Here is an 11,681-nt window from a genome sequence, read left to right as displayed (position 1 = left end):
ATATACTAACGAAAAAATCGTTCATATATTGTAGAAAGGAGATGGAACAATGGATACGAATGTGCTGAAAACGTTTATTTCGGTATGCGAGTACTCCGGCTTTTCCGCAGCGGCCAAAAAGCTGGGTTACACACAGTCGACGGTTTCTTCCCAGATAAGGCAGCTGGAGAGAGAACTTGATACCGTACTGTTCGACCGTTTTTATCATAAGATAGTGCTTACCGAGGATGGAGTTACAGCATTGAAGTATGCCAGAAATATCCTGGAATCACAGAAAAAGATGATAGAAGAGATAAAGCAGCCGGAGAGGATCGAAGGGACGATACGGCTCGCCATGTCCAGCTCTGTGTGCAGCAGATATTTCGTGGATGACTTTCTGCGGTTCAGGGAGCAGTTTCCTGATGTATGCCTGATAGTTTCGGAGAATGTGCCGGGGAATATGTTCGATATGCTGCAGAAAAACGAAGTCGATCTTGTTTTCACGCTGGACAGCCATATATACAATTCCGAATACATCATCTGTGCGGAACGTGAGGAGTCCGTGCATTTTATCACAGCTGCAGACCATCCGATACTGCGTCAGGAGAACATACTGCTGAACACGCTGCGTTCAGAAGAATTCGTTCTCACTGAGAGCGACATGAGCTACTGCAAGCTGCTCAATCAGGAGCTTGCGGCTCAGTCGATAGAGATACGACCGGTCCTCGAGATCGGAAACCCGCTTCAGATATGCGATATCGTTCAGAACAGCAGACTCATTTCTTTCCTTCCCGATTTCATCTTTCAGGATCATGTTGATTCCGGCAGCCTGAAAACGCTGGATGTCGATGACTGTTACGTAAAAGTGTGGACACAGCTTCTGATCCACAGGAACAAGTGGAGATCTCCGGCGATGGAAGCATTTATAGATTTTTATAAAAAAGTAATGCAGAGGTAGCCCTGCATTACTTTCCTTAACTATATGTTATTATTTTTCCCGGATCTTTTTTATGAAATACTCGTGGATCCTCGTGTCGTCTGACATTTCCGGATGGAAAGACAGACCGATCTGGTTTTTGTATTCGACTGCGACGATATTGCCGTCGACTCTGGAAAGGATGTCCACGTTGTCGCCTGCTGAGGTGATGAACGGCGCGCGGATGAATACCATTGGAAAATCTTTGATATCGCCTGCATTTGCGACAGTGGTGAAGCTTCCTAGCTGTCTGCCGTACGCATTTCTCCTGACTGTGACGGGAAGCGTGGCCAGGTGACGAGTGTCATCGTTTTCCAGCTGCCCGGCGAGAAGTATGAGTCCCGCACATGTCGCAAGAGTGGGAAGACCGTATTTTATCATTTCCTGAAGCGGTCCGAACATATCAAGCTCTTTCAGCAGCTTGCCCTGCACTGTGCTTTCACCACCGGGCAGCACCAGTCCGTCGATGCCGGACAGATCGGATCGCTGTCTCAGTTCGACGCACGATACGCCGAGCTTTTCCAGCATATGTATATGTTCTATAAAAGCGCCCTGAACGGCGAGAACGCCTATCTGCATGACTATTTACCTCTTTCTTCCATGATGAGCTGGATCTCATCGGCATTGATACCGACCATCGCTTCTCCCAGGTCTTCGGAGAGTGAAGCGATGAGCTTTGAGTCCTGATAATTCGTAACAGCCTGGACGATCGCTGCCGCGCGCTTTGCAGGATCGCCGGACTTGAATATGCCGGAGCCTACGAATACACCCTCTGCGCCGAGCTGCATCATGAGCGCCGCATCCGCAGGAGTTGCGACACCGCCTGCAGCGAAATTAACTACCGGGAGCTTGCCGTTGTCGTGTACATACTGTACCAGCTCGTAAGGGACCTGCAGCTGCTTTGCTTCTTCAAACAGCTCGTCATTTCTCATAGAAGTGATCCTTCTGATCTGTGCATTCATTTTCCTGATGTGGCGGACAGCCTGAACGACATCACCGGTACCAGGTTCGCCTTTTGTTCTTATCATCGCAGCGCCCTCACTGATCCTTCTCAGCGCTTCGCCGAGATCTCTCGCACCGCAGACGAACGGGACTTTGAACTGAGTCTTGTCGATATGATATACGTCATCGGCCGGAGAGAGCACTTCGGATTCATCTATGTAGTCTATCTCGATGGCCTCGAGTATCTGAGCCTCTACGAAGTGTCCGATACGGCATTTTGCCATTACAGGGATGCTGACTGCCTCCTGTATACCTTTTATCATTTTCGGATCGCTCATCCTGGATACACCGCCGGCGGCGCGGATATCCGCAGGGATACGCTCGAGTGCCATTACAGCGCATGCACCGGCTGCTTCTGCGATCTTTGCCTGCTCCGGAGTAGTGACATCCATGATCACTCCGCCTTTGAGCATCTGTGCGAGTCCTTTATTCAATTCGTACTGAGTTTTCTGAGTTTTATCCATTTCTTAATACCTCCTTGTGTTTTGCGTAATGAAATCATATAATGGATCTGGTTATAAAAAAACACTCAAATAGAGATTAAAAAACATGCCAGAGACAGGGGAAGATCGTGCTTACATATGATTTTGAAAATGTAGAGGGACCACTCTACAATTACGTTTACAGATGTATAAAAAAGGACATAATTTCAGGAGTCCTGGCGCCGGGCGAGAAGCTTCCGTCGAAGCGGTCGTTCGCACGCAATAACGGGATCAGTACCATTACGATACAGAATGCATATGACCAGCTGATAAGCGAGGGGTATGTGTATACCATCCCCAAGACAGGCTACTATGTGGCAGATATAGAGGGGATGGCGGCGGTATCGGCGAAGGCGGATGTATCATATGATATACGCATACCGGAGAACGATGGTGATTACATATATGACCTGTCCGACAATGGCATGAATCCGGCGAACTTTCCGCTTTCCGTGTGGGCAAGGGTGTCAAGAGATGTCATTGCGAACCGTGAGAGGGAGCTGATGCAGATCGCTCCGGCCGGAGGAGTAAAGCTTCTCAGAGAAGCTATCGCAGAGCATCTGCAGTCTTTTCGCGGCATGCTGGTGGATCCGGATCAGATCGTCATCGGGGCAGGTACCGAGTATCTGTACGGTGTGCTCATCCAGCTGCTGGGAAAAGATCGCATATACGCGATAGAAAATCCGGGCTACAACAAGCTCGTGCATATTTATGGAAAACACGACATTACCTGCCGTTTTGCGTGGATCGATGGATGCGGAGTGACGGTCCAGGGGCTCAGGGCTTCGGAAGCAGATGTAGCGCATATATCCCCGAATCACCATTTTCCGACCGGGATCACGATGCCGGCGAGCAGGAGATACGAGTTGCTGTCATGGGCGAACGAGAGCGAGGGCAGATATATCATAGAAGACGATTACGACAGTGAATTCAGAGTCGGAGGGAGGCCGATCCCCACGTTGTTTTCGATAGACGGGTGCGAGAAGGTGATCTATATGAATACTTTTTCAAAGTCTCTGGCACCGACGATCCGAATAAGCTACATGGTGCTTCCGGTGCATCTGGCGAACCGGTTCTACGAGACACTGTCGTTTTATGCATGCACGGTCTCGAATTTTGAGCAGTACATCCTGGCGCAGTTCATGAAGCAGGGGCATTTTGAGAAACACATCAACAGGATGAGGCTTTTTTACGGGCGTAAAAGGGCACGCGTGCTGGAGATCATAAAGAACACATTCACGGCCGGCATGTACAGGATAATCGAGAACGACTCGGGACTGCACTTTATATTTGAGATAAATACAGGGCTTCCTGATGGCGTCATCAAGGAACGTCTGAAGAAAAGAGGGCTGAAGATTTCTGCGGTGAGCGATTACGAGATGCTCGGAAAAGACGGCATTGAGCATCAGTTCATATTCAACTATTCGAACATAGATGCTGACAGGATCGAAGGGGCACTGAGAGTTTTCAGGGAGGAAACGGAGGTTTGAAATGGAAAAGAAAGTGTTGAAGGAACCGATCTTCATAGAAGAGATCGTAGATATCATCAGAAGCGGCAGCAGCGGTGAAGCGATAAAAGAGCAGCTGCGAAGCTACCATGCGAATGATATAGCGCAGAGTATGATGCTGCTGACAGCAGAGGAACGCGACAGCCTGTACGAGCTCATGGGAGCAGAGTGGATCGCGGAGATCATATCATATATGGATGATCCGGAGAGCTATGCGGAGGAGCTTGGCATCGAGAGGCTGGCGGCCGTCATCAATGAGATGGATTCCGATGATGCGGTAGACCTTCTGGAGCATATAGATGATGATGTAAAGGCGCAGCTGGCGCCTGTCCTGAGGGAGGATATCAAGGCGGACATACGCCTGATACATTCGTATGCCGAAGATCAGATCGGCAGTCTGATGACGACTAACTATATATGCATATCCGAAAATCTGGATATCCGCCGGGCCATGCACGAACTGGTGAAGCAGGCGGGCGAGCATGACAACATCTCTACTATATATGTCGTTGATGAAAACGGCATTTTTGTCGGCGCTGTCGACCTGAAAGATCTGATAATAGCGAGAGCAGGTGATGATCTGGATGCACTCATAAGCTTTTCGTACCCGTATCTGTCTGCCGGGAAGAAGATCTCTGACTGCATCGAGCTCATCAAGGACTATGCGGAGGATTCGCTGCCGGTGGTGGATGAGCAGAAAAAGCTGATCGGTATCCTGACGGCTCAGGATATCATCGAAGCTGTGGACGATGAAATGGGAGAGGATTATGCAAAGCTTGCAGGTCTGACAGCGGAAGAGGATCTCAAAGAGACGATGAAAGAAAGCATGAAGAAAAGGCTTCCGTGGCTGGTCGTGCTGCTCTTTCTCGGTATGGTCGTGTCCTCGGTGGTCGGAGCTTTCGAGGGTGTAGTCGCAGTGCTTCCGGTCGTGATATGCTTCCAGTCACTGATACTGGATATGGCCGGAAATGTAGGCACGCAGTCGCTGGCAGTAACTATCAGAGTGCTTATGGATGAAAAGCTGGGCAGAAGAGAAAAGCTCGGGCTGATATGGAAAGAGATCAGGGTCGGTTTCGGCAACGGTCTGCTGCTCGGCATCATGACTGTGGCATTTCTGGGGATCTATATAGATCTGTTCAAAGGCTATGGTGCAGGACATGCGTTCCTGATAGCGGGATGTGTCGGTGTGTCTCTGCTGGTCGCCATGGTGATCTCGAGTCTGGTAGGTACTCTGGTGCCGCTGTTTTTCCATAAGATCAAAGTCGATCCGGCGGTAGCGTCGGGCCCGCTGATCACTACTGTGAACGATCTGGTTGCGGTAGTGACATATTACGGTCTCGCCTGGCTGCTGCTGATACAGATCATGCATATCGTGTAAAGTCCTGCGCAGCTTTATATGTGCTGTGCACAGATGAAGAGCAGGATAAGATCAAGGGGGCTGTCGAGGAGTACGGCGTGCCGCAGGAAATGCGAGAAAAGAGATAGAAGAGAAAACGGGAAAACCTGTCATATCATCAGAGAATGCGGAATCTATGCTAATGGGGTCTGTTGTTACAGAAATGATAGAAAAGCTCTCCGATGACAAGTAACTTGAGACCTTGCGAAAAGGATATTAAAAACTGCCCGTAATAAAGATGGACGATTACCTAATGAGAATTGACTGAAGAACGAATGTTCGATGGTGTTTATGATATAATTTAGTACGAAGAGGGGTGATTGATTTGACCACTAATCAAATTGAAAAATACAGCGAAGCTATATTTGAAAACATAAAACATGTGAATGAATTCGGACAGGAATTTTGGTATGCCAGAGAATTGCAAAGCATCTTGGAATATTCACAGTGGAGGCGATTCAAAGAGGTTATTCTTAAGGCACAAGAAGCTTGTAAAAACAGCAATAATCTTGTTGAAGAACATTTTGCCGATGTTGGCAAAATGATAGTAATTGGCAATGGTGAAGAGAGAAATTGAAGATTATGATCTATTAAGTGAAAATCAGAAAAGGAGGTTTTATGCACAATATTTACAGCATAACATTCAGCCCAACGGGGCAGAGCAGAAAAATTTCATATCAGATAGCTGAGGTACTGAGTGGTGATAAACAGTGCAGCGAGATTAAAGAAATCGACCTCTGTGATACCGCAGTTGAGACCGTTACGCTGTCTGCTGACTGTATCGCAGTTGTTTCAGTGCCATGCTATGGCGGACGTGTTCCGCAGACGGCTGTGGAACGCATGAAGAAGATCCGGGCGCATGACGTTCCTGCGATCATATGTGTGAGCTATGGAAATCGCGCATTTGAGGATTCTCTGCTGGAGCTGGCAGATGTGTGTGACGGATGCGGGTTCAGGGTGATCGGCGCTGCAGCAGTTGTAGCTGAACACAACATCATGCATGTCTACGGAGCAGGCAGGCCGGATGAAGCGGATCGTGCGGAGATCAGAGCTTTTTCCGAGCGTATTCGCACAAAGGTTTACTCTGGTGATTTCAACTCGCCGGAGTTGCCGGGGAATCATCCATATAAGGAGTATCACGTGCTAAAAGCCCCCGTTCTGTTTGAAAAAAGCAGGTGCGCAGGCTGCGGATTGTGCGCGGCGGAATGTCCTGTAAATGCGATTTCAGCAGATGATTTCCAGACTGACATGGAAATATGCGTCAACTGTATGAGGTGCATTTCAATCTGCAAGAACGGGTGCCGACATTTGCCTGACGAATTTGTATACGGGCTTATCGAGAAAATGAAACCGGTGTGTGAAAACAGAAAAGCTGCAGAGTTCTTCATATAGGCTCTGCAGCCTCTGTATTTTTTGGCGAAAATTTCACCTATTTTTTCAGCATTCGTATGCCGGCAAGTCTTTCAAGTACATTGTTCAGCGTCTCATCCTGTTTTGCAAAATGAAAGCGTATCAGATGATTTATGTTTTCGCGGAAGAAGCTCGATCCGGGCACTGCAGCCACTCCGACTTTACGGATCAGGTCGAGGCAGAATTCCGTGTCGTCTTCGTATCCGAATTCAGATATGTCGACAAGAACATAGTATGCTCCCTGAGGTTCAGTGAAAGTGAGTCCCAGATCACGGAGACCGTCAGTGAACAGATTTTTCATGTGAGTGTATTTGTTCTGCAGCCATTCATAGTAGCGATCGTCAAATCTCAGGCAAGTCACGGCAGATTCCATGAGCGGCGCAGCAGCGCCTACTGTCAGAAAATCGTGGACTTTTTTCACACGATCGATCACATCGGGAGACGCCATGACGTAGCCAAGACGCCAGCCCGTTATGGAATATGTCTTGGAAAGCGAATTGCAGATGATCGTTCGCTCGCGCATCCCCGGTAGCGCAGATATATAAACATGCTCGTACGGTTTGTAGATTATATGTTCGTAGACCTCGTCAGTGATCACGAACAGATCGTATTTTATCGCAAGTCCGGCGATGATCGACAGCTCTTCGCGAGAGAAGACCTTGCCGCATGGATTCGACGGGTTGCAGAGTATGAGCGCTTTTACGCCGGGCTGACTGAGAGCAGATTCAAGCTCGTTGGCGTCGAATGTGAATGCAGGCGGTTTCAAAGGAACGAATATCGGTTCCGCTCCGCTCAATATAGCGTCAGCTCCGTAGTTTTCGTAAAACGGCGAGAATACTACTACTTTGTCACCGGGGTCGCATACGGACATCATCGCAGCCATCATCGCTTCCGTACTGCCGCATGTGGCAACGATCTCAGAGTCCGGATCGATCTTCATCCCCGAGAAATGCTCATGCTTTTCGGCGATCGCCTCGCGAAAATTCTGCGCACCCCATGTGAGCGCATACTGATGCGGCCCATCCAGTGCGACCTGTGAAAGGCGTTCTGTCAGTTCTTTCGGAGGATCGAAATCAGGAAATCCCTGTGAAAGATTTATTGCGCCATGTTCGTTCGCGACTCTTGTCATGTGACGTATTACCGATTCTGTAAAAGTTTCTGTTCTTGATGATAATCTAGGCATGATACCCCTCCTGCATCTTTTCTACCGGACAAGTATAGCATATTTTCAAACGGTTTTGAACGTTCGATACGCCGCATTGTTTTTTCAGCTTTGCAGCTTTGTCGCACTGATTTCAGCCATGATCCCACTTTGAGGTCTCGTGTATGGCTGAAATATTCCAGAAATATCAAATGAAAAGAAAAGGACATGATCATCATCTGTATATTTATGGAAAATTTCAGCCGTATTTATTGTAAAGAATGCTGTTTATGGCTGAACGCAGGCCGGGAAGATGTCTGAAATCTCTTAAGAACCGCTCAATGCGATTTCATACTCTCATATATTTCCAGATTTCCGCTATACACCACAGTTATGACATCAATTATGGCTGAAATGAGAAAAACATCACCCCTGTGTCATAAAACCGGCTAGTGATTGACTCCATACAGGGGTGATGTTAAAATCCAGATATGGTAAATGACAGAATTGAAAAAAATCTCACTGCAGAAGACACATGTGTTGACAGTGCTGAGAAAAAGCCGGATCGCCGGCAGGAAAAAATGAAATACAGGCTCGCGGCGGCAATGAAGAAGTGCATGGAGCGTATGCCTGTAGAAAAGGTCACAGTGAAAGAGATCGTCGAGGAATGCGGGACGACCAGACAGACGTTTTACAGGCACTTCCTTGATAAATATGATTTGATCAACTGGTACTTTGACAAGATCCTGAGCGAATCTTTCAAGCATATGGGAACAGGAGAGACTGTATACGAAAGCCTTGTCAGGAAATTCCGCTTCATAGAACATGAACGGCTTTTCTTTGATGCGGCCTTCAGATATGATGATCAGAACAGTCTCAGAGATCATGACTACAGAGAGATACATGCGTTTTACACGAATATGATAGAGAGCAGGACGAAGGAGCCGTTGAGCAGCGAGCTGAATTTTATCCTTGAAATGTACTGCCGCGGATCGGTGTATATGACTACGCGGTGGGTGTCGGGAGAAATCGAGTATACCCCGGAAGAAATGGCAAAATGTCTCGTCGAGGCAATGCCTGCAGTGCTCGCCGAAGTTTTCAGGGTGCAGGGTCTGGTTCAGTGACCATGATGTGCGGTGTTTCCGTGCAGTGATTTTCAAAATAAATATCCTTAAAAGTGACAGTCGTAAAGATTTGTCACTTTTTTAAACAGCGGGATATTGTTAAAATATAGACATAAAAAGAATACAGATTTTTCTGAAGGAGGATCATCATGGCTAACAGAATTATGTTAAATGAAACTTCATATCATGGAGCAGGCGCAGTAAATGAAATCGCAACAGAAGTAAAAGCAAGAGGCTTCAGGAAAGCGCTTGTATGCACAGGACCGCACCTGCTGAAATACGGCACTACAGCGAAAGTCACAGATGTGCTGGATGCAGCGGGGATACCGTATGAGATCTTTTCGGATATCAAGGCAAATCCGACTATCGAAAATGTACAGGATGGTGTGAAAGCATTCAGGGATGCAGATGCCGACTGCATGATCGCTATAGGCGGCGGCTCGGCGATGGATACGTGCAAGGCTATCGGTATCATAATAAACAATCCGGAATTCGAGGATGTGAGAAGTCTTGAAGGCGTCGCACCTACAAAGAAGCCATGTGTTCCTATAATCGCTGTGCCTACGACTGCAGGCACGGCAGCAGAAGTGACGATAAACTATGTAATAACAGACGTTGAGAAGAAGAGAAAATTCGTATGTGTAGATCCCCATGACATGCCGGTAGTGGCAGTGGTGGATCCTGATATGATGTCGTCCATGCCTAAGGGCCTGACTGCTTCGACGGGAATGGACGCTCTGACACATGCGATAGAGGGATATACTACGAAAGCTGCGTGGGAGATGACTGATATGTTCCATCTGAAGGCCATCGAGATCATTTCAAGATCGCTCAGAGGCGCTGTTGCAAATGAAAAGGAAGGCCGTGAAGGAATGGCTCTCGGACAGTACATAGCAGGTATGGGATTCTCGAATGTGGGTCTTGGAATAGCTCACTCGATGGCACACACGCTCGGAGCAGTATATGACACGCCTCACGGAGTTGCATGCGCGATGACTTTACCGATAGTCATGGAGTACAATGCGGACCAGACCGGTGAAAAATACAGAGAGATCGCCAGAGCAATGGGTGTAAAAGGCGTGGATGACATGTCGGTGGAGGAATATCGCAAAGCGGCAGTAGATGCAGTGCGCAAGCTTTCCGAAGATGTAGGCATACCGACTAAGCTGGAAGCTCTCAAAGAAGAAGATCTCGAGTTCCTGGCAGAATCGGCACAGGCAGATGCATGCGCACCGGGAAATCCAAAGGATGCAGGGATCGAAGATTTCAAGACCCTGTTCCGCAAGCTGATGTAATATGAGTCATATGCATTTATGAGTACTGACTGCAGATATGTCAGCTGTGCATAATGCAGTATAGATATTAGAAAGGCTGTCGTGTCAGCGATGTCATATTCGTTCGATACGGCAGTCTTTAGTTTTTGATGTAAAGTTTCACGCCGCTGTTTTCGCCGGAGACATGGACTTTCTCTTCTGCTGCGGTTTCCTCAGCGCTGCGGCTTTTACCGCAGTTGTAGGTTTTACCGGCACTCAAATTGCCTTTGATATCAAAATAATATATAATGGACACATGAAAATCACAAAGGAGAATTTACAATGAGTGACAGATACGCAAAGGCGCTTGAACGTGCGTTATACAACTGGTATTACTGCGGTGACGGGGCGCCGACGGAACCGGTCTTCAACATGCTCAGCGAAGGCAGCAGGAAAGGGATGCAGCTGCTGGTGCCGATAGAGATACCGAAGGAACTGCTGCAGCAGCTCGCGAATGCCGGCGACCTCAGCGAAGGCACTGCGTTTTCCATAGACGAGGAGATGCCGATAAGCTTCAAGCATATACCGATAGATGAAGAAGGACATTACCTGATACCGCTTTACACGAGCGAGGAACAGATGCAGCTTGGAGATGAAACTTCAGCGATAAACCAGCAGTTCGCAGAGCTGATGGATCAGCTGGACCAGTGGCCTGACTGCGCGGGATATGTGATAAACCCGTACTCCGAAAAGATACTGGTAGACCGCAATATACGCGAGATGATAAGAGGTTATAAAGCAAAGTCGCACGTCGCGTTCGTCAGAGGCAGCGTGATGGATCTCAAAGTGTCAGCTGTCGTGAATTCAGCGCATAAGACGCTGCTCGGGGGAGCGGCAGTCGATGAGATCCTGCTCAGCGACGGAGAAGTCGACGAGGCGTTCCTGTGCGGAGGCGGTCTCAACGGTGCGATACATGAAGCTGCCGGTGAAGGACTTTTCAACGAGTGCAGGACTCTGGGCGGATGTATGCCGGGAGATGCGAAGATTACCGGCGCACACGATTTCAAAAATGCAGATCACATAATACATGCAGTGGGACCGTTCTATCAGGGCGATGAAGATGATGAAAGTGACACAGAACTGCTGGCGTCATGCTACCGCAGGGCACTCGACATCGCTGCCGAAAACGGCTGCGACAGCGTGGCATTCCCATGCATATCAGCAGGAGCGCAGCGCTTTCCGATATACAAGGCGGCGCCGACAGCACTGATAGCAGTGGTAGAGTGGTTCGAAGAGCATCCTGACGTAGTGATGAACGTGTACCTGTGCAGCTTTACAGACAATGAATACAAATTCTATCTCAACCTGATAAAGAGCTGATGCCGTGAAAAGGAAGCACGCTGCAGCTTT

The 11,681-nt window shown here is 48.2% G+C and carries 11 protein-coding genes; 8 read left to right on the top strand and 3 right to left on the bottom strand.

Going from position 1 to position 11,681, the window contains the following annotated elements; all coding sequences use genetic code 11:
* Positions 1–49: 49 nt before the first annotated feature.
* On the top strand, positions 50–937 hold the full coding sequence (locus OCV59_RS03625) for a LysR family transcriptional regulator (protein WP_147593149.1): 888 nt from the start codon (positions 50–52) through the stop codon (positions 935–937).
* Positions 938–967: 30 nt separating this feature from the next.
* On the opposite strand, the gene pdxT is transcribed toward OCV59_RS03625, so the two are convergent.
* Together pdxT and pdxS are read right to left on the bottom strand one after the other, a co-directional pair.
* Positions 968–1,534: a pyridoxal 5'-phosphate synthase glutaminase subunit PdxT gene (pdxT, locus tag OCV59_RS03620; protein WP_147593148.1), complete on the bottom strand. Its 567-nt coding sequence runs from the start codon at positions 1,532–1,534 to the stop codon at positions 968–970.
* 2 nt (positions 1,535–1,536) lie between these two features.
* Positions 1,537–2,421 carry a pyridoxal 5'-phosphate synthase lyase subunit PdxS gene (pdxS, locus tag OCV59_RS03615; protein WP_147593147.1) on the bottom strand — a complete coding sequence of 295 codons (885 nt, stop codon included), beginning with the start codon at positions 2,419–2,421 and terminating at the stop codon, positions 1,537–1,539.
* A 107-nt stretch (positions 2,422–2,528) separates the two neighbouring features.
* Here pdxS and pdxR point away from each other — a divergent pair, with 107 nt between their 5' ends.
* From pdxR to OCV59_RS03595, 4 genes are all read left to right on the top strand, one after another.
* Positions 2,529–3,929 (top strand): MocR-like pyridoxine biosynthesis transcription factor PdxR, encoded by a 1,401-nt coding sequence (pdxR, locus tag OCV59_RS03610; protein ID WP_147593146.1) that lies wholly within the window; start codon positions 2,529–2,531, stop codon positions 3,927–3,929.
* 1 nt (position 3,930) lies between these two features.
* On the top strand, positions 3,931–5,325 hold the full coding sequence (mgtE, locus tag OCV59_RS03605; RefSeq protein ID WP_147593145.1) for a magnesium transporter: 1,395 nt from the start codon (positions 3,931–3,933) through the stop codon (positions 5,323–5,325).
* Between the two features lie 343 nt (positions 5,326–5,668).
* The gene (locus OCV59_RS03600) at positions 5,669–5,920 is read left to right on the top strand and encodes a BRO family protein (RefSeq protein WP_147593144.1); all 252 of its coding nucleotides are present in this window, start codon (positions 5,669–5,671) and stop codon (positions 5,918–5,920) included.
* A gap of 41 nt (positions 5,921–5,961) precedes the next feature.
* Positions 5,962–6,735 (top strand): 4Fe-4S binding protein, encoded by a 774-nt coding sequence (locus OCV59_RS03595; RefSeq protein ID WP_147593143.1) that lies wholly within the window; start codon positions 5,962–5,964, stop codon positions 6,733–6,735.
* 37 nt (positions 6,736–6,772) lie between these two features.
* Here OCV59_RS03595 and OCV59_RS03590 read toward each other — a convergent pair whose 3' ends face one another.
* Positions 6,773–7,936, bottom strand: a complete 1,164-nt coding sequence (locus tag OCV59_RS03590; protein ID WP_147593142.1) for a pyridoxal phosphate-dependent aminotransferase — start codon at positions 7,934–7,936, stop codon at positions 6,773–6,775.
* A gap of 539 nt (positions 7,937–8,475) precedes the next feature.
* Between OCV59_RS03590 and OCV59_RS03585 the strand changes: the two genes are divergently transcribed.
* From OCV59_RS03585 to OCV59_RS03575, 3 genes are all read left to right on the top strand, one after another.
* The gene (locus OCV59_RS03585) at positions 8,476–9,018 is read left to right on the top strand and encodes a TetR/AcrR family transcriptional regulator C-terminal domain-containing protein (protein ID WP_147593141.1); all 543 of its coding nucleotides are present in this window, start codon (positions 8,476–8,478) and stop codon (positions 9,016–9,018) included.
* Between the two features lie 149 nt (positions 9,019–9,167).
* Entirely contained in the window at positions 9,168–10,313 is a 1,146-nt protein-coding gene (fucO, locus tag OCV59_RS03580) for a lactaldehyde reductase (protein ID WP_147593140.1), read from the top strand.
* Positions 10,314–10,613: 300 nt separating this feature from the next.
* Positions 10,614–11,651: a macro domain-containing protein gene (locus OCV59_RS03575; protein WP_147593139.1), complete on the top strand. Its 1,038-nt coding sequence runs from the start codon at positions 10,614–10,616 to the stop codon at positions 11,649–11,651.
* The last annotated feature ends 30 nt before the right edge of the window (positions 11,652–11,681 follow it).

The organism is Brotomerdimonas butyrica, assembly GCF_025567305.1.
Classification (GTDB): Bacteria; Bacillota; Clostridia; order Peptostreptococcales; family Anaerovoracaceae; genus Lentihominibacter; species Lentihominibacter butyricus.
This window is presented reverse-complemented; position numbering and strand designations above follow the sequence as displayed.

What these genes read in the sequence shown, in the direction of transcription:
- OCV59_RS03625 (WP_147593149.1), top strand. Translation starts at nt 50, where the DNA reads ATGGATACGAATGTGCTGAAAACGTTTATTTCGGTATGCGAGTACTCC.
- pdxT (WP_147593148.1), bottom strand. Translation starts at nt 1,534, where the DNA reads ATGCAGATAGGCGTTCTCGCCGTTCAGGGCGCTTTTATAGAACATATA.
- pdxS (WP_147593147.1), bottom strand. Translation starts at nt 2,421, where the DNA reads ATGGATAAAACTCAGAAAACTCAGTACGAATTGAATAAAGGACTCGCA.
- mgtE (WP_147593145.1), top strand. Translation starts at nt 3,931, where the DNA reads ATGGAAAAGAAAGTGTTGAAGGAACCGATCTTCATAGAAGAGATCGTA.
- OCV59_RS03595 (WP_147593143.1), top strand. Translation starts at nt 5,962, where the DNA reads ATGCACAATATTTACAGCATAACATTCAGCCCAACGGGGCAGAGCAGA.
- OCV59_RS03590 (WP_147593142.1), bottom strand. Translation starts at nt 7,936, where the DNA reads ATGCCTAGATTATCATCAAGAACAGAAACTTTTACAGAATCGGTAATA.
- OCV59_RS03585 (WP_147593141.1), top strand. Translation starts at nt 8,476, where the DNA reads ATGAAATACAGGCTCGCGGCGGCAATGAAGAAGTGCATGGAGCGTATG.
- fucO (WP_147593140.1), top strand. Translation starts at nt 9,168, where the DNA reads ATGGCTAACAGAATTATGTTAAATGAAACTTCATATCATGGAGCAGGC.
- OCV59_RS03575 (WP_147593139.1), top strand. Translation starts at nt 10,614, where the DNA reads ATGAGTGACAGATACGCAAAGGCGCTTGAACGTGCGTTATACAACTGG.